The organism is Sphingomonas sp. P4_D12 (assembly GCF_056401895.1).
In genome coordinates this window covers 153,636-177,894 of record NZ_JBFUIL010000002.1, presented here as the reverse complement: position 1 = coordinate 177,894, position 24,259 = coordinate 153,636, and the positions used below count along the sequence as shown (strand labels likewise).

Annotated in this window: 19 protein-coding genes and 1 tRNA gene; 12 read left to right on the top strand and 8 right to left on the bottom strand. The window is 64.4% G+C overall.

Annotation, left to right across the window (positions count from 1 at the left end; all coding sequences use genetic code 11):
- Positions 1-119 precede the first annotated feature (119 nt).
- The gene (locus AC1DSD_RS03480; RefSeq protein ID WP_478028532.1) at positions 120-725 is read left to right on the top strand and encodes a hypothetical protein; all 606 of its coding nucleotides are present in this window, start codon (positions 120-122) and stop codon (positions 723-725) included.
- 64 nt (positions 726-789) lie between these two features.
- Here AC1DSD_RS03480 and AC1DSD_RS03475 read toward each other — a convergent pair whose 3' ends face one another.
- Complete coding sequence (locus AC1DSD_RS03475; RefSeq protein ID WP_478028530.1) at positions 790-1,008, bottom strand: helix-turn-helix transcriptional regulator; 219 nt, start codon at positions 1,006-1,008, stop codon at positions 790-792.
- Positions 1,009-1,021: 13 nt separating this feature from the next.
- Here AC1DSD_RS03475 and AC1DSD_RS03470 point away from each other — a divergent pair, with 13 nt between their 5' ends.
- Positions 1,022-1,303 carry a hypothetical protein gene (locus AC1DSD_RS03470; RefSeq protein ID WP_478028529.1) on the top strand — a complete coding sequence of 94 codons (282 nt, stop codon included), beginning with the start codon at positions 1,022-1,024 and terminating at the stop codon, positions 1,301-1,303.
- Between the two features lie 637 nt (positions 1,304-1,940).
- Here the strand turns inward: AC1DSD_RS03470 and AC1DSD_RS03465 are convergent.
- Together AC1DSD_RS03465 and AC1DSD_RS03460 are read right to left on the bottom strand one after the other, a co-directional pair.
- Positions 1,941-4,949, bottom strand: a complete 3,009-nt coding sequence (locus AC1DSD_RS03465) for a TonB-dependent receptor plug domain-containing protein (protein ID WP_478028527.1) — start codon at positions 4,947-4,949, stop codon at positions 1,941-1,943.
- A 138-nt stretch (positions 4,950-5,087) separates the two neighbouring features.
- The gene (locus AC1DSD_RS03460; protein ID WP_478028525.1) at positions 5,088-8,135 is read right to left on the bottom strand and encodes a glycosyl hydrolase family 28-related protein; all 3,048 of its coding nucleotides are present in this window, start codon (positions 8,133-8,135) and stop codon (positions 5,088-5,090) included.
- A 149-nt stretch (positions 8,136-8,284) separates the two neighbouring features.
- Here AC1DSD_RS03460 and AC1DSD_RS03455 point away from each other — a divergent pair, with 149 nt between their 5' ends.
- The gene (locus AC1DSD_RS03455) at positions 8,285-8,848 is read left to right on the top strand and encodes a gluconokinase (protein ID WP_478028524.1); all 564 of its coding nucleotides are present in this window, start codon (positions 8,285-8,287) and stop codon (positions 8,846-8,848) included.
- A gap of 1 nt (position 8,849) precedes the next feature.
- On the opposite strand, the gene AC1DSD_RS03450 is transcribed toward AC1DSD_RS03455, so the two are convergent.
- Together AC1DSD_RS03450 and AC1DSD_RS03445 are read right to left on the bottom strand one after the other, a co-directional pair.
- Positions 8,850-9,527 carry a FadR/GntR family transcriptional regulator gene (locus AC1DSD_RS03450; RefSeq protein ID WP_478028522.1) on the bottom strand — a complete coding sequence of 226 codons (678 nt, stop codon included), beginning with the start codon at positions 9,525-9,527 and terminating at the stop codon, positions 8,850-8,852.
- An 18-nt stretch (positions 9,528-9,545) separates the two neighbouring features.
- Positions 9,546-10,886 (bottom strand): GntP family permease, encoded by a 1,341-nt coding sequence (locus AC1DSD_RS03445; protein WP_478028521.1) that lies wholly within the window; start codon positions 10,884-10,886, stop codon positions 9,546-9,548.
- Positions 10,887-11,103: 217 nt separating this feature from the next.
- Between AC1DSD_RS03445 and AC1DSD_RS03440 the strand changes: the two genes are divergently transcribed.
- From AC1DSD_RS03440 to AC1DSD_RS03430, 3 genes are all read left to right on the top strand, one after another.
- Positions 11,104-11,343, top strand: coding sequence for a helix-turn-helix domain-containing protein (locus tag AC1DSD_RS03440; protein WP_478028520.1), 240 nt, complete (start codon positions 11,104-11,106; stop codon positions 11,341-11,343).
- Between the two features lie 60 nt (positions 11,344-11,403).
- Positions 11,404-14,412, top strand: coding sequence for a glycosyl hydrolase family 28-related protein (locus AC1DSD_RS03435; protein WP_478028518.1), 3,009 nt, complete (start codon positions 11,404-11,406; stop codon positions 14,410-14,412).
- 62 nt (positions 14,413-14,474) lie between these two features.
- Positions 14,475-15,581 carry a Gfo/Idh/MocA family protein gene (locus AC1DSD_RS03430; RefSeq protein WP_478028517.1) on the top strand — a complete coding sequence of 369 codons (1,107 nt, stop codon included), beginning with the start codon at positions 14,475-14,477 and terminating at the stop codon, positions 15,579-15,581.
- Positions 15,582-16,179: 598 nt separating this feature from the next.
- Here the strand turns inward: AC1DSD_RS03430 and AC1DSD_RS03425 are convergent.
- A tRNA-Ser gene (locus AC1DSD_RS03425) sits at positions 16,180-16,267 on the bottom strand.
- A gap of 135 nt (positions 16,268-16,402) precedes the next feature.
- Between AC1DSD_RS03425 and hspQ the strand changes: the two genes are divergently transcribed.
- Positions 16,403-16,783, top strand: coding sequence for a heat shock protein HspQ (hspQ, locus tag AC1DSD_RS03420; protein WP_478028515.1), 381 nt, complete (start codon positions 16,403-16,405; stop codon positions 16,781-16,783).
- 79 nt (positions 16,784-16,862) lie between these two features.
- Here the strand turns inward: hspQ and AC1DSD_RS03415 are convergent, their stop codons facing one another.
- Positions 16,863-19,457: a TonB-dependent receptor plug domain-containing protein gene (locus tag AC1DSD_RS03415; protein WP_478028514.1), complete on the bottom strand. Its 2,595-nt coding sequence runs from the start codon at positions 19,455-19,457 to the stop codon at positions 16,863-16,865.
- 276 nt (positions 19,458-19,733) lie between these two features.
- On the opposite strand from AC1DSD_RS03415, the gene rplU reads away from it, so the two are divergent.
- From rplU to AC1DSD_RS03395, 4 genes are all read left to right on the top strand, one after another.
- Positions 19,734-20,114, top strand: a complete 381-nt coding sequence (rplU, locus tag AC1DSD_RS03410) for a 50S ribosomal protein L21 (RefSeq protein ID WP_478028512.1) — start codon at positions 19,734-19,736, stop codon at positions 20,112-20,114.
- 17 nt (positions 20,115-20,131) lie between these two features.
- Positions 20,132-20,401, top strand: coding sequence for a 50S ribosomal protein L27 (gene rpmA / locus AC1DSD_RS03405; protein WP_066585833.1), 270 nt, complete (start codon positions 20,132-20,134; stop codon positions 20,399-20,401).
- A 169-nt stretch (positions 20,402-20,570) separates the two neighbouring features.
- Complete coding sequence (locus AC1DSD_RS03400; RefSeq protein ID WP_478028510.1) at positions 20,571-21,116, top strand: GNAT family N-acetyltransferase; 546 nt, start codon at positions 20,571-20,573, stop codon at positions 21,114-21,116.
- 105 nt (positions 21,117-21,221) lie between these two features.
- Positions 21,222-21,818, top strand: coding sequence for a TetR/AcrR family transcriptional regulator (locus tag AC1DSD_RS03395; RefSeq protein WP_066809548.1), 597 nt, complete (start codon positions 21,222-21,224; stop codon positions 21,816-21,818).
- Between the two features lie 209 nt (positions 21,819-22,027).
- Here the strand turns inward: AC1DSD_RS03395 and AC1DSD_RS03390 are convergent, their stop codons facing one another.
- A complete protein-coding gene (locus AC1DSD_RS03390; RefSeq protein WP_478028509.1) occupies positions 22,028-23,035 on the bottom strand; it encodes a helix-turn-helix domain-containing protein in 1,008 nt (335 codons plus the stop codon).
- 129 nt (positions 23,036-23,164) lie between these two features.
- On the opposite strand from AC1DSD_RS03390, the gene obgE reads away from it, so the two are divergent.
- Positions 23,165-24,211, top strand: a complete 1,047-nt coding sequence (gene obgE / locus AC1DSD_RS03385) for a GTPase ObgE (RefSeq protein WP_478028507.1) — start codon at positions 23,165-23,167, stop codon at positions 24,209-24,211.
- Positions 24,212-24,259: the final 48 nt, after the last annotated feature.

Below are 24,259 nucleotides of genomic sequence, written 5' to 3'. Positions count from 1 at the left end.
TTGCTCCGCCCGCACAACCTCCCTCTACCCGTTCGTCACGCCCGGGCCGCCATGAGCGGCCCGGGTTGAGCCTTGCTCCGAGACGGTATGGAAAAGCTCTCCCCGATGGAGATCATCACGTGAACCTGCGTTTCATCGACTGGATCTGGCACATCAGGGGCAGCCTGGCGCTCGCTCCCGGGCAATCGGGCAGTCAAGCCTTTGACAGGCTCGATTCCCTGTTCCGCCAGACCGGGACCAGCCACGAACGGACCAGCGACACGCTGACGTTCCGCAAGAAGGACCAGGCAGCCCAGGACAAGATGTCGGTTTTCGATGGTGGCGTCCTGCGGATTGAACGAGGCGCGGCCGGCGCCGTGCTGCGCTATCATCTGACCAGCCGGGCGTTGCTGTTCTGCTTTCTGGCGCCGCTGCTATTTCTGGGCATCGCTCAGTTCACCATCGTCGTGGTCAAGCACCAGAAACCCTCAACCGACGCCGCAAAGTCCGCAAAAAAAGACGCGCAGGTGCTGCCGATGAACCCGATCGACAAAGCCCTGGGCGCACCCGCACCCGAAAAGCCTAAAAAGGATGGCGCGGACAAGGCCGAAGGCAAGAACAAGAAACCCTCGCCGACGCCCGCCTATGTCTTTGCGGCGATCTTCGCCTTTCTCTATCTCGCTGGGCGAATTCTCGAAGACAGGCTGATCAAGGCGCAGTTCAAAAAGAGATTGCTGGGCACATAGCCCTCGACTCACGTCGTCGCCCGGCAGTCACGCCTTCTCCCCTCGGCCCGCGATTCCTGATCCGCTAGCCCTTGCGCTTCTTGCCCTCGAATCCGTCCTTCACGTCGTCGATCCACGCTACGATCTCGCGGTCGCTCCATCGCGACGCGAAGGGAGAAACCTTGTAAGGCGACGGGAACTTCCCTTCCTGAATGAGTCGATAAATCATCGACTTCCCAAGCTCGACCCGGCGTTTGACCTCGTCGAGCTTGAGCAAGCGGTCAGGATGATCGGAACCGCTCATTTCCGGCGGCAGTTTGACCGGCGTTCGATATACCCAGCAGCCCTTCGATCTCGGCCGAGGTGTATCCCTCGCCGACCAGTTCGAGGCACTCCCGCTCTACCTCTCGCAATATATTGAAGCGCATAAATCCGAATATTATGCATCACTCAAAGCCGCGCAGCAGCAACTGGACTGGGCTGCGGCCGTCGCTTTTCTGGCCGACGCGATCACCGGGTCGGTCGACGAACTAATGGTCACACGCGACGCTCTTCGGTCACTCGCCCAGGCATGGCGGGCGCGCCGCCGCTTTCGTTAGCATTCGGCAGCCTTGCGCGCACTTGAGCTGCTTGCCAGCTACCCGGTGGTGACTGCCAAAAGGCTCGCGGCACGTCTCGATCCCGGGCGGCACTCACCGCGATCGAACAACTCGAGCAAGTGGGCGCCTTCAGGAGAAGACCGGCTACGCCCGTAACCGTGTGTTCGTCGCAACCGAAGTGCTGGCGATTATCAATCGTCCGTTCGGCGACAAGCCCATCCTGCACGGATAGCTCGTCCCGTCGGCCACTCCCGGATCAAACGTCAGCGGCAACGCGACCTTAGGCCGGAACGCCGCTCCTGTTCGTGCTATATCGAATATGCTCCGCGCCGCCGGACCGGGAACCGGAAGTCACGGTTCACCGGCACAGGCCTGAACCGCCGGGAGTGCAACCCGGTCGGATTTGCCGGGCGCAGGGCGAGTCCTTCTGGTTTGGGCAGACCTGCGCTCAGCATGTCCGCCCAGATGAACGCCAGCAAGCGGAGCGCGAGGCGCGTGATAGGGCACGCATAATCCGCCTCCGCTGCCACGATCATTTTCTGCAGAGGCCCAAGATCGGTGATCGCAGGTTGCCGGCCACCGATCTTCCGCCCCCCCCGGACCCGACGGAGATTGGCGGAGCCCCTCACCCGCCCTATTAGAAGCGCGCCCGCACCCCGACCCGATAGATGCGGCCGAGCGTGTCGTAGAGCGCCGGATTCACGTCGAGTCCGGTATTAGTCTGCGGCGACGGCGCAGGGTCGTGGTCGAACACATTGTCGACCTTGAAATACAGGGTCGCCTTCTTGCCGATGTTCACCGAGCCACCGATATCGATATAGAACGCGCCCTTCATCTTGTTGTAGTCGATCGTGGGGTTGTTCGCGGTGGAGACGGGACAACCCGTCGTGCAGACGACGTACTGGTGGCCAAACACGCCGTCGGAGAACCAGCGCTCCTGCACGTCGAGGCTGAACGCATCATTTGAATAGCTCTGGACAGCCAGCCATTTCCAATAGGGCGTATTACCCGAGTTGGCGCCGGCCTGATCGACCACGGCCACGCCGGCAATACCCGCATCGACCAGGAACTTGGTGACGTGCGTGCCCAATGCCCGAACCGTGAAGTTGCCCGGCAGGCCTAGTGGCTGCTTCCATTGGTAGCTCGCCTCGATATCGAAACCACTGGTTTTCCATGAAGCGAGGTTGAACGGCTGAACATTGATGAAATTGCCGCCCTGCACGGGGCTGTTGAGGACGAACCCGCCACAGAAAGCCTGGTTGCCGGAGAAGCAGAAATTGACGATCTGCTGCGGCGTCAGGGTAGAGACCACGCCTTTCAGGTTGATATTGTAATAGTCGAACGACAGGCTGAGCCCAGGTAGCCAGGACGGGCGCGACAGCACGATGCCGAGTTCGGTGTTGCGGGCGATTTCTGGCTTGAGATTGGGGTTGCCGACCGTGTTCTGGAAAGCCTGTACCGCAACGTTGCGAAACGGATCGGTGAAATTCGGCAAGGTCGTGATCGTCGGCGCCGCGAACAGTTCCGACAAATTGGGCGCGCGCACGTCGCGCGATGTCACCGCGCGCAGCCGGATGCCGTCGAGCGGGGTGGTCCAGGTGCCGCCGATCTTCCACGCCCAGACGGTACCCGACGTGCTGTAATGCGTTCCGCGGCCTGAGGCGTTGAGATTGGCCCGGCCGATCGCCTTGCTGTCGAACAGCGGCAGATCGAGTTCGAGAAATCCTTCGTAGACGTCGTATTTGCCGTGGCCGTTCTTATAGTTGCCGGCCGCCCAGCTGCTGCCTAGCTGCGAATTGAGCAGCGGATCGGCCGGATATGCGGGACTGTTCGGGCTGATGCTGGAAACGCCGGCGCCATAGGGATCGGCGTTCACGCGATAGAATTCGCGACGATATTCTCCACCGAAGGCGACCGACAGCGGACCCGCCCATAATTTGAGCGGCTCACCGGAGAAGTTCACGCTGACCACATCCTGAGTCAGCCTGGTGTGCTGAAACGGTCCGTTGACCGGCGTGACATAAGCGAGTGCCGCCGAGGACGGCGCCGCGCCGCCGAACACGTTGATCGGCTGGCAACCGAGCGCGCGCGCCGCTGGATCCGCGCAGACGATCGCACCGTTGAGCGTGATCGCGTTGGCCGCGGCGGCGTAGCGATTCTGCAGAACGATGTCGTGAACCTTGATGTTCGAAATGGTAATGGAATGCTGGTAATAGCTATCGTAGGACCAGCTGGATCCGAGGACATCGAATTTCCCCTTGGCCCCGCCGACGAAGCGGTACTGACGCCGGTCGGTATAGACTTTGGGATCCGGGAAGGATCCGTTGCTGGTCCCGAAGCTGAACTGCGTAATCCCGGCGGTGGCGCAGCGATCCTTCACCAATTGCGGCACGAACGGGTTGGCGCATTGAACGGTCAAGCTCGGGCGGCCATATCCGGGGCTCGGCTGGTTGCTGGTCTTCACCACACCCACGTCGACGGTCGCGTAAATCTCGTTGTCGGGGGCGAAGTCGTAGCCGATCCGGCCGAAGCCGTTGATGCGCTCGAGCGACGATTTCAGCGACGCTCCGCTACCAGGCGCTCCCGACAAATCGCCGCCGACGCAGAAACTGTTGCCGGGATAACAGCCGGTGACGGCGCCGGTGCCAGTAGGCTGGCCGCCCGACCCGTAGTTGAAGTTGAACGGCGCACCGTTCCGATCGAACGCGATCCCCTGCAACGGGCCGTTGTTGATCAGGCCATACAGGGCATATTGGTAAGGCTGGGCATAATCGCGATAGAGATATTGCGGCAGGCCGTTGTTGGTCTGCCCGGTATTGACCAAGGTGCTGGCGCGATACCAGTCGCGGCTGCCGGCGAGATCGGTTCCGAAATCGCCCGCCCCGACACCATCTTCGTGATCATATTCGCCGCTGATGATCAGGTGCAGGCGATCGTCGAGCAACTTCGTTCCGTAGGCCGCCTGGACGAGGCCCTGCTTGTCGTCGCCATAATTGGTGATGCCGCCCTGCACGTTCGCCTTGAAACCGACGAACCGCGTGTCGGTGATGAAGTTGACGACGCCACCGACCGCGTCCGAACCGTAGGACGCCGACGCGCCGCCGGTCACGACGTCGACCCGCTTGATGAGCAGTTGCGGAAACAGGCTGATATCGGGGACGCCGGTGACGTTGGCGCCGCCGACGCGTTGCCCGTCCAACAGGGTCAGCGTGCGGATCGCGCCGAGCCCGCGGAGCGAGAAAGAGCTCAACCCCTGCTGCCCGCTCGAGGTGCTGAACGTGCCGGTCGCCGCGCCCGTCGATCCTTGCAGTGACGGCAATTGGGCGATGGTGTTGAAGATGTTTGGCTGCGCGTTCTTGAGGATCTGGTCCTCGCCGATCACGGTCGTCGGGGTCGGCGCATTGAAGCCGTTGGTGGTGATGCGCGAGCCGGTGACGATGATATCGCCCGGACCGGAAGAGGGGGCGGCCGGAGCGTCGGGAGCCGGTTGCGATTTGGCGGGTTGATCGGGCGCCGCGGCGGCACTGTCCTGCGCATGGGCCGCGCCGGGGACCGCGGCCAGCGCGGCCGCCAGCGCGATCAGGCTGGCGAACGTTCCGCGGCGGGCGGTCGACGCCGAGTCGCTGCAGCTGCTGACTATGACCATATTCTTCTCCCCTTCCTATGTCGCAGCGCGCCGGCCGAGGGACGGGGCAACGATCTCAGTTAGCGCTAACTACAGAAAGGCGGCGCGCCGATCATCTACGACCAAAGTCGCAGAGCGGGCGGAAACGGGGATCAAGGATCAGGGATGCGCGGCGTAGAGCGCGTGGTGGGTCAGGATGAACAAGGTCCGTCCATCCGCTCCACCGAACAGCAATTGCAGCGGGCGCGCGGGCACGTCGATCCTGCCGATCTCCGCGCCATTGGCGGCGTAGACGAACACTTGTCCATTGGCGACAAAGACGCGCCCATCCGCCCCGACCGCGACGCTTTCCCCGCCGCGCGCGGCGAACGGTTTGAGGTCGGTGATGCTTCCGCCCGCGCCGAGCCTGCCCGAATAGGTGCGGTCCTCCGACGCATTGGCGAGGTATAGCGGTGCGCCGACCTTGCCCGTCACGAAGCCATAGGTGTCGAGCGTATCGGAAAAGCGCCACACCGGCCCCTGCTGCCATACGCGATAGGCAGGCAGCACAAGGCTGTGGTCGGGCGAGACATATTCGCGCGGTTTAGCCACTGCCACATCGCGCGCGAACATCTCGGCAAGTGTGACGAAGCGGTCGCTCGCCGGGTCATATTGGTCGCGGAACTCGCCATTGACCCAGAAGCTGCCAGGCAGAACGACCCGGCTATCCTGGCGGCCGGCGACGGGCGTCGGCGCGATGACACGAACCGCCTGAGGGCGCGCGGGATCGATGCTGAAGACGGTCGCTTCGGGTCCGGCGGATGAAAGCACCAGCAGGTTCCCGGAGCGGTCAACCGCGAGGTTGACCGCATCGAGCGGTGCGTCGGTGACGACCGACAACCCCTCTTTGTCGGACCAGCCATGGATGCGCTGGAAGAAGCGGTCGACGAAATAGAGCTTGCCCGATGCGTCTACCGCGCCGCCGCCGAGCGAATAGAAACCGTCCGCGAGCAGGGTCGCGGCCGCGATCGATGGGGTCGAAGGCGCGGCCGTTGCGTCGGTCACGTCCAGCACCGCGAACTCGCGCTCGCGCACATCGAGGCCGCGCGTGACGTCGCGGATCGCGTTTTCGAACGAGAATTTGCTCGCGCGAAGATACGTCCCGCAGCCGTTCGCATCGCAGGTCGCGAAACCGCTCTCCGCGTTGACGTGCAGGTTGCGGAAGCGGATGTCGGTCGACTGGTACAATCGTACCGCCTCCGCCGCGGGTTGGAGCGAGCGGGTGACGCGATAGCCGTGAAAATTGGCGAACAGGATGTTGCGTGAGTTGCGCACCTCCAGCGCGACGGCGTCGCGGCTCTCATTCGCTTCCTCCTCGGTCTGGGGCGCGAAGAACCGCCAGTTCGCGACGCGATCGAGCACGATCTCCGCGCGGCGATGGTGCTCGGCCGACATCTCATAGACGCGACCGGGGGTCGTCGTATCCGACACGTACAGCCCAGCCTGGGCATAAGTGTCTGGCGTCCACAATCCGTTGAAGGTGCCGCCGCCGCCATCGGTCACCCACAGGCTGGCATATTGCCCGTCCCACTTTTTCTTCGGATCGGCGTCGGCGGTCTGGTTGGCGTTATAGGGATTGAACCGGCTGCCATCGGCGAGGTTGGTGCCGTGGCCTCCCTGGAACTTGACATCGTCGACTAGCGACTCCTTGCCTGCTCGCCATAGCAATGCCGTCGCGCGCGGATTGACGCCGCCGGTGAACAGCCCGAGCCCGGAGATGATCGCATCACCTCCCTTCGCGCTCTCAACCAGTGCCTTGGGACTGCCGACCCCACGATAGCCGGGACTGTCATCGGTCAGCACGATCTGCGTAAGGCTGGGGTGCAGGCCGATCAGCACGCTGTCGGGACGTAGTCGTAACGTCTCGCTGATGCGATAGAAACCGGTCGGAAAATAGACGATGCGCTTCGCGTCGATCGCACGCTGGATCGCGGCGGTGTCGTCGGTCGCGTCGTCGCCTTTCGCACCGAAATCACGAACGTTGCTCCAGGCCGCGACCGGCGGGAGCGCACGGATAGCGGGCTTCGGCCGGCTCGGCAGAGCCGACAATGGCGCGGCGTCGAGCCGCGTCTCGACTCGTCCCGTCTGCCCGAGACCGGCAAGCGTCAGCCCGTGCGAGAATGCCACCACGCGATAGCGCGCGGCAGGACCTGCGACGGTCCGCCCGCTATCGCGAAAACGTGCGAACACCGGCGTGCCGCTCGCGGTCGCATTCTCGAATCCGATCTGGGTGAAGGCGCTGGCTTCGTTGCTGATGACGACGCCCGCGCGGGCGACATTCTCGAAGCGCACATCGCTGCCCCACAATTGGTCGCCATAGCCACGATCGATCTCGATCCCCACTGGCACGTTGCGTATGGCGACGTTGACGAGAGTCAGCGACGCCTCATGTTCGCGGATCGCGGCGTCGCGCTGCCCGTCAAAGGTCGAATCGAGCAACGTATATTGCCAGGCCGGCGACGGCTTCTCGGTCAGAATGCCATAGCGCCCGCCATGAAAGGCCAGGTCCATCCCCAGATTGCCGGCTTGGTAGATGCCGGCGAGGGCCGAACCGAGACGAAAATCGATATGGCTCAGATACGCGTGCTGCGCAGCATGGAAACGAACCGCGGTCGCTGCGGGATTGCCCTCGCCAATCTCGAAATCGACATTCGACAGCGCCGAATAGAAGGTGCCCGGATTGGCGTCGGCGACCTGGGGATCGAACGGCACGCTGGTCGGCGGCGGCACCGGCACCGGGCCCCGCTCGATCGGGCCGTAGAGGCCCGGCCGCGCCGCGCCGGGGCGATTGCCGGCGAACAGCACCATGCTGCCGACCCCGTGCTGGAAACCGGGCGTATCCGGTGCCAGCACGATGGTTGGACGCGTGCGGCCGACGCCGAATATCCGCACGCCGGGCCAAACGTAAATCGTGCGGGTGATGCGGTAGCGGCCTGAGGGAAGAAAGACGAGGCCGCCCCCGCCTTTGGCCTCCGCGGCGTCGATCGCCGCCTGGATCGCGGCGCTGTCGTCGGCGACGCCGTCCCCATGTCCGGCGACGGCAACCGCTCTCGGATCGATTGGCGCCGATGCGAATGCGGACGGGGCGCGAGCGGCCCATCCCGGCGCGGTGCCGGCGACCAGCAACGCGATGACGCTTAGCATCGATAGACCGCTGGTTCTTGCCATCACATCCGCCCTCGCCTTCAAGCGTGCCGGATTAAACGCCCATCGTCACCTCGTTGATAGCGACGAAGGTCGTAGTGGCGTTCACTCGGCAGCTGCCCGATAGGGGGTGATCCGTCCGCTCGGGATGGCGCAAGGGGTCGAACGAAACGATGCAGCCACGACGACCGACGACAGGGCTGCGCGCCCGCGCAATCATCGTGATGGGAGTGAGTGGCAGCGGCAAGTCGATGCTGGGCCGCTGCCTGGCGGAAAAGCTCGATTCGACGTTCATCGAGGGTGACGATCTCCACACCGCCGATGCCGTCGCCAAGATGCGCGCGAGCCATCCACTGGACGATGCGGACCGCTGGCCCTGGCTCGACAGGGTGGGCGCCGCTGTCGGCGCCGCCGTCGCGCGTGAGGGCATGGCGGTCGCCGCCTGCTCCGCGCTCAAGCGGCGTTACCGTGAGCGGCTGGCGATGGCGGCGGGCATTCCCTTGCTGTTCGTGCTGCTGGACGCACATCGTGACCTGCTGTCGCGGCGGCTGGCTGATCGTCCGCATCATTTCATGCCGACAACCCTGCTCGATAGCCAATTGGCGACGCTCGAACGACCCGATGCCGACGAACCCGTGATCGTGCTCGACGCTGCCCGCCCGCCGCTCGCCTTGTGCGAGGAAGCGCTCGTCCGGGTCCTGCAGACCGCCGAAGTCCGCACGCACGGAGCGCCCTGATCTAGGGCATTAGCCGCTTGCGTCCCTGCGACAGGTGCCAGCGCATCGCCAGCGCGGCGCCGTCGGCATCATGTACTCGGATTGCCTCCACGATCGCATCGTGCTCGCCCATCATCGCCTCGATCACTTCGGGCGGACGAGCGCGTGAAATTTCGACGCCCGCCTTCAAAATCCGCAACACTTCGTCGTGCAGATGGTCGAACAGCGACAGAAAGGCGCCGTTCGCGGTCGCTTCTGCTATAGCGCGGTGCAGCGCCCAGTCCTCGTCATGGGCCGGTGCGCTCGACAACAAGGCCGCGCGCAACGCCGTCAGCGCCGCCTCGATCGCCTCCATCTGCTCAGACGAACGGCGTTGCGCCGCCAGTCGCGCGGCCTCCGCCTCCAGCACGAACCGGACCTCATAAGTGCCGAGCGTCGCGGCGAGATCATCCATCGCCATATGCGCGCCGAGCCGCTCGGAGGGCCGGCGTTTGACATAGGAGCCCGCGCCGCGCCTCGACTCGGTAATGCCGTCGCTTGAGAGCCGCACCAGCGCCTCGCGCACGACGTTGCGCGACATGCCGAACATCTCCGCCAGCCGTGCCTCCGACGGCAACCGGTCGCCCGACGCCAATGCCTCGTCGGTGATGATGCGCACGATCGACGTATAGGCCCGATCGGCAAGCCTGCTCTCGTTCATGGATGCCCTTTCCACCGGTCAGACGACGTAGCTGAGCGCCACGACGAACGCGAGACCCAGCACCGAGATCGCCGTTTCCAGCATCGACCAGGTTCGGAACGTGTCTGGCATCGACGTGCCGACATAGCTCTTGACCAGCCAAAAGCCCGGATCGTTGACGTGGCTGAAGAACACCGATCCGGCGCCGATCGCCAGCACGATCAGTTCGGGCGGAACGCCGGAAGCGGCCGCCACCCCCGGCATCACGCCGACGGCGGTGATCGTCGCCACCGTCGCCGACCCGGCCGCCAGCCGAATGCCGACCGCGATCAGCCAGCCGAGCAATAGCGGCGAGATAGCGTGCGCCAGCACCAGTCGCGCAAGCAAATCGGACAATCCCGCGGATACCAGCACCTGTTTCAACGCGCCGCCCGCGCCGATCGCCAGCAGGATCGCTCCCGCCGCGCCCATCGTCTCGTGCCAGATCGCGTCCTGCACTTGCGTATCGGCCAGCCGCCGCCCGAACAGCAGCGGCAAGGCCAACAGGTTGGTGATCAGCAACGCGAGCACCGGGTTGCTCGCCGCCACCAGCCATCCCGAACCCTTCTGCCCGGGGATCATCTGGCCCAGTTCGCCGGCGGCAATCAGCAGCACGGGCAGCATCACGATGAACAGCGCAGCGTCGCGTCGCGGCGTCGCGACCGCAAGCGGGCGATCGCCGAGTACCGGCGGCGCCAACCGGACGCCACGCGCGGTCACCGATGCCAGGACGGGACCGGCGAGGATCGCGACAGGAATCGCGATCAGGATGCCGTACAGCATCGTTCGTCCCAGATCGGCGTGGAGCGCTTCCACCGCGAGCAGCGGGCCAGGATGCGGCGGCACCAGCGCGTGAACCACGCCGAGCCCGGCAAGAGCTGGCAGGATGAGCCGCAGCCGGGCCGCGTCACGATCGCCCTCCCCCGGCATCGCTTCGGCCGCCGCAACGACGATCGGCAACAGCAACACGAGCCCGGTCTCGAAGAACAAGGGCAGGCCGATGAGCATCGCGACTCCGAGCGTCGCCCAGGGCGCGGCGCGCGGCCCCGTTATCCTCAGCGCCCCATTGGCCAATGATGCGGCCGCGCCGGAAAGGTGGAGCATCGCGCCGAGCGACAGGCCCAGCGCGACGACCAGGCCGGTACCGCCGACGATATCGCCGACCCCTTTCTGCACCGCCTTGGCGATGTCGGCGAGCGGCATGCCGGCAAGCAATCCCACGGCGAAGGCGCCGCACAGCAAGCCGATGAAAGGATGAAGCCGCCCGCGAACGATCATCGCCACCGCCAGCGCGATACCGGCGACCGCAGCCACCAAAAGCCGGATATCGGCGGCGTTCATCGGCTGCGTACCAAAATGGTCGGATCGCCTGTCATGCCCCTCCCCTTACGATCTGCGCGGCTCTGTGGCCCACGTCCAATGCGGACAACCTGTAGAACAGGTTTTTGGTCATCTCAATCAAATTGAGCTTGAAAACGCCGCGTAAATGCTGAAATAGTAAAAATCTGTCCAACTGATTCCGGAAAATACCGGCGCAAACGGGCTTAGGGAGGATCGAATGGCGGACCCCGAATCAGAAACCACGCAGGCGGACGCGATCGCGCGCCTGACACCTACCCAGATCAAAGTGCTACAAGGCGTTCGTTCGGGTCAACTGAACAAGCAGATCGCCTATGATCTTGGTATCGCGGAGGCGACGGTAAAGGCGCACATGACGGCGCTGATGCGCAAGCTGAACGTGCGCAACCGTACCCAGGTGGCGATAGCCACGCAGTCGCTGGCGCTGCGAGCTTATTGATGCGGCGCCGGATCTGCCCCGGCTCATTTCACATCCCACGCAGCTGACGAAAGACCGGCTATGACCAAGAAAGCCTGGCTGGCCTCCGTGGCCTGCTTGTTCATGGCCTCGCCCGCCGCGGCGCAATCCATATCGGTCTATCGGTCGATGCCCGCCGACCCTCGCGCCGTCGTTGCGCACGGAGTCGGCGACGGGCGAGCCGATGACAGCGCCGCGATCCAGCGCGCGATCGATGCCGCGACCGACGGCCGCAGCGGCGGCATCGTTTTCCTGCCGTCGGGCCGCTACCGGATCAGCCGGACGATCTTGATCCGGTCCGGCGTGCGCGTGTTCGGTGTCGGGCCGACCCGGCCGGTGATCGTGCTTGGCGACGGCACACCAGGTTTCGGTTCAGGCATCGCGGCGATGGTCAGCTTCACCGGCGACGACCAGTATCGCGTGGGCAAGGTCGCCGAGCCGCCGCCGACCAGCGTCCCGTTCGATCCGTCGGTCTTCGATGCGACCTCCAGCACTTTCTATTCAGCGCTGTCCAACGTCGATTTCGAGATCGGCGCGCAAAATGCCGGCGCGGTTGCGGTGCGCGCGCGTGTCGCGCAGCACGGTTACCTCCGCCATATCGACTTCCATATCGGCTCCGGATTTGCCGGCCTCTATCAGGCGGGCAATGAAGCGGAGGATTTGCGTTTCTTTGGCGGACGTTATGGAATCGTCACCGAGAAGACGTCCCCTGCCTGGCAATTCACGCTGATCGATTCGAGCTTTGAGGGGCAGCGCGACGCCGCGATCCGAGAGCACGAGGTCGACCTGACATTGGTCAATGTCGCGATCCGCGACACGCCGATCGGGATCGAGATCGACCGCGGCTATTCGGATTCGCTATGGGGCAAGCGGGTCCGGTTCGAGCGCATCCGCGACGCGGCGATCGTCGTCAGCAACGAACGCAGCGTCTTCACGCAGATTGGATTCGACGACGCGATCGCAGACGAAACGCCCGTCTTCGCGCGATTCCGCGACAGCGGCAGGACGGTGAAGGGGCAAGGCGCGCGCTATCGGGTCCGCGATTTCGGCTATGGTCTTTCCCTGCCTTCCCCCGGTGGCGGTGGTGACGGCGATTATGCGACGGTGGCGGATATCGTCCCGCTCGCCCGCATGCCCGCCCGCCCCAGCCCCGCCATTCCCGCGCTGCCGCCGGTGAGCGACTGGACAAATGTCCGTACCTTCGGCGCGACCGGCGACGGCACCACCGACGACACCGCGGCGTTGCAGCGCGCGATCGACGCACGTCGGGTCCTGTATCTGCCGATCGGCCGGTATCGGATCACCGACACGCTCCGGCTCCGTCCCGACACCGTGCTGATCGCGCTGCATCCGGGATTAACCCAATTGTTCCTACCCGATGCCTCGCCCGCTTTCGGCGGCGTCGGCGGGGCGAAGGCGATGGTCGAAAGCGCGCGCGGCGGGCCGGCGATGGTCTCCAGCCTGGGGCTATGGGCGGGCGTCGCCAACCCTCGCGCAACGGCCCTGCTGTGGAAGGCGGGCGAGGCGTCGCTGGTCAATGATCTTAGCGTCCGCTTCAACCCCGGCGCCCTGCCCGCGTCGGGCAACCCCACCGCCTCGCCAACGCCGCGCTTCGACGGTCGGCGTCCGAGCATCTGGGTGACCGATGGCGGCGGCGGCACCTTTGCCGCGATCTGGTCGCCCGATACGATCGCCCAGGCCGGGTTTTACGTTTCCGACACGACGACGCCGGGGCATGTCTACGAATTGTCGGCCGAACATCATTACCGAGCAGAGATCGTGCTCGACCATGTCGAGAACTGGGAATTCCTGGCGCCGCAAACCGAGCAGGAAATAGCCGACGGGGTCAACGCGATCTCCACCGAGATGCGCAATTCGCGCAACATTCTGTTCGCCAATTATCACGGCTATCGCGTGGCGCGGTCGCTCGGGCCGATGGACGCGGCGGTGAAGCTGTACAATTCGGGCGGCATCCGCTTCCGCAACGTCCACATAAACGCGGAAAGCGGCTTTGCCAGTTGCGATGCGAAAGGATGCGGAACCTTCACCAGGGCAAGCAAATATCCGTTCGAAAACGCAATCCGCGACCTGACTCGCGGTACGGAGGTCCGCGAGCGCGAGTTCGCCCGGCTCGACGTCTCGCCCGCTGCCCCATCCGCATCGGCTGTCCCCCAGACTGCGATCCCGGTCACCGCAGGCGTCATCAAGCGCGCCGGCGGGTTCCATTCGATCGCCGGCGCGGCGGTCGACCGGTCGGGAAACCTGTTCTTCATCGACCGTACTTTCCAGCGCATCTACGGCTGGTCGGGCGAAAACGGTCTGTCGCTCGTCGCCGACGCGCCGCTCGATCCGGTCAACCTGGCGGTCGATCGGTCGGGCAAGCTGTTGGTGTTATCCTCCGCCGGACGCGATGGCACGGTGTACAGCATCGATCCGGCAAAGCCCGCGACGGTGCGGGTAATCGAGCCGACCCCTGTCCAGTCGCACGGTGACAGAGCGACATTGTTGCCGGTCAACGTCTGGGCGAACGGCGAATTCGCCGACCGGATCGACCCCGTCACGTACCGCTTCCCGCCGCTGGCCGACTTCTTCGTCGCCAAGATGGGCCAAGCCAAGCCGCTCGAATATGTTTCGTCCGATGGATCGCTGGCCTTGCCGGCGTTCCGCGTATGGAACCAGGGTCCCGACGATCATCGCGGATGGCGCTGGTCCGACTCGCTCGACGCCTATGGCCTGGTCAGCGCCCGACCTGGCGAGCGCGTGTACCTGACCAACGCATCGGAGAACCGTACCTATAGCGGGCTGGTCGGCCCGGGCGGCGCCGTCACCGATCTCCACATCGTTGCCGACCGTGGCGGAGAAAGCGTCGCCCGCGATGCCGCCGGCAACCTCTACGTCGCCAACGGGCAGGTCTATGTCTATGCGAAGGACGGGACGCGGACGCGGCGGATCGATATCCCCGAACGTCCGCTGCAACTGGTGCTTGGCGGCCGCGATCGACGCACGTTGTTCATCCTGACTCACCATTCGCTGTACACGCTGGACCTATGAGCGGGTACCATCATCACCACAGGAAGCCCGGTTGAGGAGGTTTCGGAACGAGGAGGCCGCGAATGGGCTGGGGACGTCGTGAAGTGCTGGGAGCAGCGACGTCGCTCCTCGCGATGTCGAGCTCGGTAGCGCGCGCAGTACCGGCGCGGCCACTGGGCTATGCGATCGTCGGGCTCGGCCGCTATGGTCTCGGCGTCATTATCCCGCAATTCGCCAACTGCGCGCAAAGCCGCCTTGCCGCGGTGGTCAGCGGCGATCCGGCCAAGGCGCAGCGCGTGGCGGCCGAACACGGACTGCCGGCCCGGTCGATCTATTCTTATGCGAGTTTCGACTCGATCCGCGACAATCCCGACGTCGATATCGTCTATGTCTGCCTGCCCAACTCGATGCATGCGGAATATACGGTGCGTGCCGCCAAGGCGGGCAAGCACGTCATGTGCGAGAAGCCGATGGCGGTGTCGGTGGCGGAATGCGAGACCATGATCGCTGCGTGCAAGGCGGCCGGCCGCAAGCTGATGATCGGCTATCGCTGTCATTTCGAAGCCTACAATCTCGAAGCAATGCGGTTGGCGAGGAGCGGCGCCGTGGGTCATACCCGCTACGTTCGCTCCGAGCACGGGTTCGTGCAGCGCAATCCGTCGGAATGGCGGCTGAAGCGCGCGCTGGCGGGAGGCGGCTCGCTGATGGACATGGGCATCTACAGCCTCCAGGCGGCGCGCTACATGATCGGTGAGGAGCCGGTGGCGGTGACCGCGCGCGAGTCGACCGACCGGCGCGATCCGCGCTTCACGCAAGTAGAGGACATCATCGACTGGACGCTCGAGTTTCCGTCAGGTGCAATCGCCAGCTGCCAATCGATGTATAGCGCCAACCAGAACCACATCCTGCTGATGGGGGATCAGGGGCGCATCGAGCTGGAGCCGGCCACACGGTACGACGGCAACCACATGTGGCTCGGCAAGGATGGACGGGAGCGCGAGGTAACGCCGCCGCCCGGCCCGGCGGCAACCCAGTTTGCCGGTCAACTCGACCATCTGGCGCAATGCATCCGCACGGGGCGCGAGCCGATCGTATCAGGCGAGGAAGGCCTGCGCGACATGCGTATCATCGAGGCGATCTATCGATCGGCGCGCGAGGGTCGGACGATCAGGCTGGCCGGTCAGGCATGAATCGTACCCTGCCCATCATGAATCGTCGCTCCGTCCTGACGGCGGCCGGAGCGTTCGCCACGACCGCGGCGTTCGGCACCCAGCCGAAGTCCTCTGTCCGCCGGCTGTCGTCATCTGCGGCGCAATGTCGAACGCCAGCGGCTGCCCTGACCCGGGTTTCCCCAAGCCCAGCGGTATTCGTCAGGCAATGTTGCGCTGGTCCGGGGACCATGGCTGGGAAGGATTGCGCTTGGGCGCCGCACTCGAGGTGAAGGGAGTATCGCACGCCGTCCGTTGGGCATGTCGGCAGGCACTGAACCTGGACGGGTCACTGACCCTGCGACAAATCTCCGATCGTTCTAATCTCGGAATCGGATGACCTCGGATCAATCTGGTCGCGCGGTTGGGCGGCGCGAACCTTGGCATCGGTCAGCAATGTCGGTCTCCCGAAAAGTACCACGTTTTTCGACCGCGCATACCACGTTTGAGTCCCCGAATTTCGCCGGATGGGCGCGAACGGGTACGGACGGCCGTGGCCGAGCTGATCGACTAAGCGTCGGTTTTCAGGAGAAAAAAGTCGATCCCAGTGGACCAGCGGGGACCCCTGTGGAGGGCCCCGTGGCGGAGAGGGTGGGATTCGAACCCACGGTACCTTGCGGCACAACGGTTTTCGAGACCGTCCCAATCGACCACTCTGGCACCTCTCCGCACTGGGAGTTCCGCACCTTTATGCACTGCCTGGACGGTGCGGGTGCTGGTCGAAGGCGGCGCCTCTAACGCACGCGGTCCGCGCGCGCAAGCGGTCCGCTTGTGCAGCGCCGAAGAAACTCTACATTATGATTATGACTCGTTCCGAACCCCATGACGTGCTTTCGCAATCCGGCGTGCCGATGCCTGCGGTGGCGACCGCGCGGTTCACGATCGGCGATGTCGTGCGCCACCGGATGTTCGACTTTCGCGGGGTGATTTTCGATATCGACCCGGTCTTCGCCAACACCGACGAATGGTATGAATCGATCCCCGAGGAACTGCGCCCGTCCAAGGAGCAGCCGTTCTATCACCTGCTCGCCGAGAACGGGGAATCGAGCTACGTGGCTTATGTCAGCCAGCAGAACCTGCTGCACGACGATAGCGAGGAACCGGTCGATCATCCGGCGATCGACGGGCTGTTCACCGGCTTTGCCGATGGCCGTTACAATCTCCGCCGCGAGCATCGACACTAGAGATTGGCCGACGTGCCACGCTGGAAATGAAAAAGGGGGCCTTTCGGCCCCCTTCCCTTTTGCGATGTCTTCGCGCCGATCAGAAATTGAACGCCACGCGGCCATAAAGGAAACGTCCGTTGAAGCCGAACGGCGACAGTGACGAATAGGGCAGGAAATAGCTGTTGGGCGAGAACGCTCCGCCAAGCGGCAATCGATCGGGGTAAACGTCGAACACGTTGTCGGCGCCCACCGCCAGCGTGATCTCCTTGATCGGATGAACGCGCAGTTCGACGTCGGTGACCCATTTCGGCGTCATCTTGAAGTCGCCCGCGACCGTGCCGAGCGGAGCGGACAGCGCGCCCCCGGCCGCGCTCCATACCGTTCCATAGCGGTTGGTGCGCACCGTCGCCCCGACGAGGCCCAGATCCCAGTCGACCGACAGGTTGAGCTTGGTCCGCGGCTGACCGTCCGTCAGGCGGAACGATTCCTGGCGCCCGAACAGAACCAGACCCGGGAGCGACGGCAAGACTGCCCGCTTGATGATCTTGGTTTCGTTGTAATTGTATCCAGCCGTGAGCACGAATTTGCCCGCACCGAAATCGGGCACGCGATACGTCGCGACGATATCGAGACCCTGGGTCCGCGTGTCGACGCCATTGACGAAGAAGCGCGCCGAGGTGACGTTCGTGATGCCAGCCGCAGTCAACAAGTTGACGACGGCCGCGCCGGTCAGGTTCTCGGTCAGCACCACGCGGTCCTTGATGCGGATATTGTAATAATCCGCGGTCAGACTGAACCCGCTGAACGGCGTGAGCGCCACGCCGCCTGCCAGGTTGAGGGCCTTTTCAGGCTTGAGCTGCTTGCCGCCGAGCGCGGTCGCGACGGGGCTGGTAGCCGGGAAAGTGCCGACCTCGATCAGCTGGGAAACGCCCCCTACAACGGTATTGTTGGTCGAGGTTGTGGCGAAATATTGCTGCGCCAGGCTCGGCGCGCGGAAGCCGGTCGAGACCGACCCGCGGATTGCGATACCCTTGATCGGCTCGAACCGGGCAGCAAGCTTGCCGTTCACCGTATCGCCGAAGTCGCTGAAATGTTCGTAACGGCCGGCCGCCTGGAGCGTGAACGCCTTGGAGATATCGGCGTCGATTTCGCCATAGCCGGCCACGCTGTCGCGCGAAACGTCGATCGCGTTATTCGGACGGAAACCGGGGAACACTTGCGCGCCCCCGCCGGCGCCGTTGGCCGAATAAGGGCCGTTGATATAGCTGTCGACCTCGCCCGCGCGGATCTTGAAGTTCTCGTTGCGATATTCCGCGCCGAAGGCGATGCCCAAGCTCGACAGCCAACTGACGTCGAACTTCCGGCTGACGTCGAGGTTTGCCGTGGTCTGACCGAACGCGATCCCACCCGCGTCGAACCGGCGTGGCGATGCAATACCTCCCAACGACGTGTTGAAGCTGTTGATCGTCTGGTAATCGAGCTGGTTCGACCCATAGACGACCGATAGGTCGGTGTTCCACGAGCCGAGGTTGCCCTTGACGCCGACCGCGCCAGACACATCCTCGATCTGGCTCTGAATCTTGGGCAGGAAGCCGTCGGGATAATAAGGGACGAACACAGTGGTCGACGCAGCATAGTCGCGGTTTCTGGGGTCGTCGGAGCGGCGATAAAAGCCGGCGCCGATGCCGTCGCGAATGCCGTAGCTTCCGAAGGTATAGAGCTCGAAATTCGGCCCGAGGTCGATTCCCGCGTTGACGAACAGATTATAGTCGGTCGCCTTGCCGTCGCCATAACCGTGCGTGAAGCGATCGATGGTCAGCTCGCGCGGATCCCCCACCGCGAAATATTGCCGCCGCGGGTCGGGACCGGATCGATTGGTCGGATCGCGATCGCGGAACTGTGCGGAGAAGGTGAGATAGCCGCCGTCGCCGACCGGTAGGCCGACCCGGGTAGCAAGTGTCAGCGTATCGCCGTCGTGCCGTGTGCGCTCGTTGCCGTTGTTGAGCTTGAGGATGTCGCCCTGAGCGTTCGACCCGGGCACGGCGACGGTCGGCACGCCGCCCGTCGTCGCAACCCCGGCGACGTCGTAAACCCCGTCCATCGTCGTGTCGTACTGGCCATAGGTCACCGAGCCGCTGACCCCGACCTTCTTCGACAGCTGGATGTTGATCACGCCGGCGATCGCGTCCGATCCGTATTGCGACGAAGCACCGTCGCGCAGCACCTCAATCCGGTCAATCGCGATCGGCGGAATCTCGTTGAGGTCGACTGCGCTCGACCCACGGCCCACCGATCCATTCAGGTTGAGTAAGGCGGCGGTGTGGCGGCGCTTGCCGTTGATAAGGACCAGCGTCTGGTCGGGCGCAAGACCCCGCAGCGTCGCCGGACGAAGCGAATCGGTGCCGTCGGTCAGCGACGGTTGCGGGAAGTTGAACGAGGGGACGAGTTGATTGAGCACCTTGTTCGTTTCGGTCTGGCCTGACGCGGCAAGCTGGTCGCCACCGATCACGTCGATCGGCACCGGCGATTCGGCGATGGTCCGGCCAGGGATGCGCGATCCCGTCACGACAATGTCCCGCGCGGGCGCAGCATCGGCGCCCGCATCGGCTGGAGCCTCCTGCGCAAAGGCAGGCATGGCCAACGCGAGTGCGGAGACAGTGATCATGGATTTGATGACGATTGCGCGATTCATCGCTGATTCCCCATTTTTGTTATGCTTACCCTGGCGGCGACGGCCCCTTCTCCGACGCTTCCTACGGCGACCTTATTCCGTCACGCCGATGTCACAACAAAGTTATGTTGCACGCGCAGAATACGCATTATTGGTGTGGCGCATGAGCAACACGCTATCCGAACGTTTCCGCTATCCGGCGCAGGTTGACAGGGCGCGGCCCTTCGCTTAGTCGGCCGGTCTTTCCCGTGCTGGATGCGTCCGGCGCGGCCTACTTATTTGGAAGTGATGAGGACCATGTTCGCAGTCGTGCGCACGGGCGGCAAGCAATATCGCGTCGCCGCCGGAGACAAGATCGTCGTCGAGAAGATCGACGGAGAAGCCGGTAGCTCGGTCACGCTGGGCGACGTCCTGCTCGCCGGCGAAGGCTCGGAGCTGCAGTCGACCGACGGCCTGACCGTCGCCGCCGAGATCATCGCGCAGGCGAAGGGCGAGAAGGTTATCGTCTTCAAGAAGCGTCGTCGTCACAACTATCGTCGTCGCAACGGCCATCGCCAGAACCACACGATCCTGAAGATCGTGTCGATCGGCGCCGCCGAGAAGAAGGCTGCGCCCAAGAAGGCCGCCGCCAAGAAGACCGAAGAAGCCGGCGCTGAAGCCCCGGCTGCCGAAGCTTAAGATCGGGAAGAGTAGAGATGGCACATAAGAAAGCAGGCGGTTCGTCGCGCAACGGTCGCGATTCGGCTGGCCGTCGCCTCGGTGTAAAGAAGTTCGGCGGACAGGAAGTCGTCGCCGGCAACATCATCGTGCGTCAGCGCGGGACCAAATTCTATGCCGGCCGCAACGTCGGCATGGGCAAGGACCATACCCTTTTTGCGCTTACCGACGGTCGCGTGACCTTCCACGAGGGCAAGCTCGGCCGAAAGTTCTGCTCGGTAGACATTATGGCGCAAGCCGCAGAATAACGGGCAACCGCACGGGTTGCCCACCAGGGCGACCCGGGTCTCGGGCTAACCAGAGACCGAACAAGGGAGACGGGTCGCCCCGGCTCCCTTTTTTCATGCTCCCTCCACTTCCGGGTCGCGGAAACGTCACATCGACGTGCGAGCGGCCCGGCACGATACGGAGAGTGAGATGTTCGCGCGGACCAAGAGACTGACATTACGTCCCGGCTGGCCCGAGGACGCCGCCGCGATCGCTCGGGCGATCGGGCATGAGGAAGTCGTGACCAAGCTGTCGCGGGTGCCCTGGCCCTATACCGAGGCCAATGCCGCCGAATGGCTGGCGACGCCACGGGCGAAGGACAATGTGTCGTTGTCGATCCTCGCGCACGAGGAGGCGACGCCGCGGCTGGTCGGCGGGATCGGCATCCACCCCGCCGAGGATCTCGGTGGCTACGAAATAGGCTATTGGCTGACGCCCGACGCCTGGGGCCGCGGCTATGCGACCGAGGCGGGCAAGGCGGTTCTGGGCATCGCGCAATTCGCGATGGGCCTGAAGAGCCTGCGCTCGCGCTATTTCGTCGACAATCCCGCCTCGGGCAACGTGCTGACCAAGCTGGGTTTCCGGCCGACCGGCCGCACCGCCACCTATTGCCTTGCACGCGGCCGAGAGGTCGAAAGCGTGACGCTCGCGCTCGACTTCGATGCTGACGAACCGGCATGCCGAATGGCCGCATAATACCTCCTCCCCCGTGACGGGGGAGGAGGTTCGGCCTCGCCTCCCGTGCGACTGGCGGGTACCCGACAGATTGATTTCACACCCCAAAGCGCCGACAGGTCGTCCATGTCCGTAAGTCCCCTCCCCGTCCGCCGTCGCCTGAGTCCCGAGGAATCGCGCGATGCCGCGCTCGATGCGGCACGCAGCCTGTTGGTGGAATTCGGCCCGCAGGCGGTGACGCTGAAGGCGGTGGCCGCTCGCATCGGACGAACGCATGCCAATCTGCTCCACCATTTCGGCTCGGCCGCGGGCCTGCAAAAGGCACTGATCGAACGGATGGCGGAGTTCATCTCGACCACCATCCGCGAAACCGTGATTCGCCAGCGCGCCGAAGACCAGAACCCGCGCGAGGTCGTCGATCTGGCGTTCGATGCGTTCGACACCGGTGGCGCCGGTGCGTTGGCGAGTTGGATGATTCTGTCGGGCAACGAGGATGCGCTCGACCCGATCCTCAACGCGATCCACGACCTGGTCGACGAACTGACCGAGGGCCATTCAAAGCAGGATCGTCCGATCGAGGACGAAACGCTGCAACTCGTCATCATGGCGCTGGGTGACGCCCTGTTCGGCGCGCCGCTCGCCCGTGCGCTCGGCCTGCCGCGCGACCGCGCGCGCCAGCTCGCTTATCAGGCGCTGCGCGACGGCAATTCGCCCGATCGCTGACAATCCACCCGATTTGGGACAAGACCAATAGTGCGCGGGACGCTGGTCGGCTTCAAGTCGGCCCGCGCTGTTCTAGATCGCGCTAATGCCTTTCCGCCCCGATACCAATGCCTTGATCTGCCGGATTATCGGCCACCGCCGCTCGCGGCGAGTCTGGCACGAGGGCAATGGCTACCGCGCGCAATGCAAGCGCTGTGGCACCGGCATGGTCAGGCCGCGCGGGGCGTCTCATTGGTCCGCAGCGCCGGCCGAGAGCGAGTAAAGGCGCGATAGTCGGACGGCGTCATGCCGAACCGTTCGCGAAACAGCCGGCCAAGATACGCGGCATCGCAAAACCCCCAACGCTCGGCAATGTCCGCGATACGGTCACGCTCGCTGGACTCACCGAGCGCCGCCGCGACACTCTCCAGCCGGCGCCGCGTCACAAAGGCATGCACGCCGCCTTCGTCCTCGAACAGACGATAAAGCGCGGAACGCGACATGCCCAATACACGGCACAGGCTCGCGACCGTCAGCGTCGCCGAGCCCAGCCGTGCCTCTATCTCCGCCCGCGCACGCGTCATGGCGGCGCCTGCCACTACCTCGGGCGTCACGCGGCCGCCGCGTTCCTGCGCTATGGCAATTGCGAGCAGATCCATGACGGTCCCCGCCAGACGCGCACCCTGATCGACCGGCAGGCGCTCGGCGTGGCGCCAGATCTGCCGCAAATGCTCGCGGAGCAATGCGGCGGTGGAGGGAGGGATTGTCAGGCCATGGAGCGAGCGAACGCTGGGCAGATATCGTTCGGCCAGCGCACGCGGCACGTGAAAATATGCGGTGGAGCTCGCCTCGGACATGTGGTGTTGCGGCTGCGCCATATCGGTGAGCAACGTCGATTCGCCGAAAGCGTCGAGGGCGGTGCCGTTCATGTCGCCAACCGCCCCGCCGCGAAACCGCACGTTGACGACGAGATCGTCGACGCCATCGGCAGCGGCCATTGCCCTGGTCCGCTCGAACGATTGTCCCGAGATTGTCGAGAAATGGATCTTGAGCGGCCCCAGCATCACCAGGTCCGTGGCGACGTCGAACGGCTCGTGCGGACGTGTTTCGTACAGCCGCCCCACGGTCGATGGTGAACGGCTGCACCACGCCTCGTGCCGATCGCGTTCGGGCAAATCGCCCGTTGCGAACCGTCCGCCGAAAAGCGACGCGCCGATAGGAGACACATCAACGACCATCTTGATACCCCCGCGCCCCCTTATGTGCGCTGCAGCAAGAAAGGCAATTGCCTTGGATCAAGCGGCGTTCGAATATGGGAATGGCGGTCGGGGGTTAGCAGCGCGGCGTTACGCGGCTAAGGCAGTTCGATGCACTTCCTGGATCAAGCCAAGATTTTCGTCCGTTCGGGCGCCGGCGGCCCCGGCGCGGTCGGCTTTCGGCGCGAGAAATTCGTCGAATATGGCGGCCCCGATGGCGGCGATGGCGGCAAGGGCGGCGACATCGTGTTCGAAGCCGTCGCCGGGCTCAATACGTTGATCGACTTCCGCTACACTCAGCATTTCCGTGCGCCGCGCGGGACCGGCGGCGCGGGGTCGAACCGCACCGGTGCCGGCGGCGACGATCTCGTCATCAAGGTGCCGGTCGGCACCCAAATCCTGGCCGATGACGAGGAGCGTTCGCTGCTCTTCGACCTCACCAAGGTAGGCCAGCGCATCGTCTTCCTGCGCGGCGGCGACGGCGGTCGCGGCAACGCCAGCTACAAGACGTCGACCAACCGCGCACCACGCCAGCACGGCACCGGCTGGCCGTACGAAGAAGCCTGGGTGTGGCTCAGGCTCAAGCTACTCGCCGATGCCGGGCTGGTCGGATTGCCCAATGCCGGCAAGTCGACCTTCATCAACCAGGTGACCAACGCGCAGGCCAAGGTCGGCGAATATGCCTTCACCACGACGCGGCCCCAATTGGGTGTAGTGCGGCACAAAGGGCGCGAATTCGTCGTGGCCGACATTCCCGGGCTAATCGAAGGCGCAGCCGAAGGCGCCGGAGTCGGCGACCGCTTCCTGGGGCATATCGAACGCTGCCGCGTGCTGCTCCATCTTGTCGACGCCAATGATCCCAACGTGGCCGAGAGCTATCGCATCGTGCGCGACGAACTCGAAGCCTATGGCGGCGGGCTGGTCGACAAACCGGTGGTGGTCGCACTCAACAAGATCGACACGCTCGACGAAGAGCTGATCGCTGCCTTGTCCGCCGAACTCGAGGAAGCGAGCGGCGCCGAGGTGATCCCGATTTCGGGCGCAAGCGGCGTCGGGGTCGATTGGGTGCTCGACAAATTGCTCGAAGCGATCCCGACCAACGACTCGCCGGTCGACGACGATGGCGCCGAGGATGAGGTGCAATGGTCGCCGCTGTGATCGTTTCGCCGGTGGCGGGACGGCACGGGGCCCGCTAAGCGCAAGCGC

Bases quoted from the DNA above. Each gene is read 5' to 3' on its own strand.
- rpmA (WP_066585833.1), top strand. From the start codon at position 20,132: ATGGCACATAAGAAAGCAGGCGGTTCGTCGCGCAACGGTCGCGATTCG.
- AC1DSD_RS03465 (WP_478028527.1), bottom strand. From the start codon at position 4,949: ATGGTCATAGTCAGCAGCTGCAGCGACTCGGCGTCGACCGCCCGCCGC.
- AC1DSD_RS03435 (WP_478028518.1), top strand. From the start codon at position 11,404: ATGACCAAGAAAGCCTGGCTGGCCTCCGTGGCCTGCTTGTTCATGGCC.
- obgE (WP_478028507.1), top strand. From the start codon at position 23,165: ATGCACTTCCTGGATCAAGCCAAGATTTTCGTCCGTTCGGGCGCCGGC.
- AC1DSD_RS03440 (WP_478028520.1), top strand. From the start codon at position 11,104: ATGGCGGACCCCGAATCAGAAACCACGCAGGCGGACGCGATCGCGCGC.
- AC1DSD_RS03395 (WP_066809548.1), top strand. From the start codon at position 21,222: ATGTCCGTAAGTCCCCTCCCCGTCCGCCGTCGCCTGAGTCCCGAGGAA.
- AC1DSD_RS03390 (WP_478028509.1), bottom strand. From the start codon at position 23,035: ATGGTCGTTGATGTGTCTCCTATCGGCGCGTCGCTTTTCGGCGGACGG.
- AC1DSD_RS03415 (WP_478028514.1), bottom strand. From the start codon at position 19,457: ATGAATCGCGCAATCGTCATCAAATCCATGATCACTGTCTCCGCACTC.
- AC1DSD_RS03445 (WP_478028521.1), bottom strand. From the start codon at position 10,886: ATGAACGCCGCCGATATCCGGCTTTTGGTGGCTGCGGTCGCCGGTATC.
- AC1DSD_RS03400 (WP_478028510.1), top strand. From the start codon at position 20,571: ATGTTCGCGCGGACCAAGAGACTGACATTACGTCCCGGCTGGCCCGAG.
- rplU (WP_478028512.1), top strand. From the start codon at position 19,734: ATGTTCGCAGTCGTGCGCACGGGCGGCAAGCAATATCGCGTCGCCGCC.
- AC1DSD_RS03450 (WP_478028522.1), bottom strand. From the start codon at position 9,527: ATGAACGAGAGCAGGCTTGCCGATCGGGCCTATACGTCGATCGTGCGC.
- AC1DSD_RS03455 (WP_478028524.1), top strand. From the start codon at position 8,285: ATGCAGCCACGACGACCGACGACAGGGCTGCGCGCCCGCGCAATCATC.
- AC1DSD_RS03475 (WP_478028530.1), bottom strand. From the start codon at position 1,008: ATGAGCGGTTCCGATCATCCTGACCGCTTGCTCAAGCTCGACGAGGTC.
- AC1DSD_RS03460 (WP_478028525.1), bottom strand. From the start codon at position 8,135: ATGGCAAGAACCAGCGGTCTATCGATGCTAAGCGTCATCGCGTTGCTG.
- hspQ (WP_478028515.1), top strand. From the start codon at position 16,403: ATGACTCGTTCCGAACCCCATGACGTGCTTTCGCAATCCGGCGTGCCG.
- AC1DSD_RS03430 (WP_478028517.1), top strand. From the start codon at position 14,475: ATGGGCTGGGGACGTCGTGAAGTGCTGGGAGCAGCGACGTCGCTCCTC.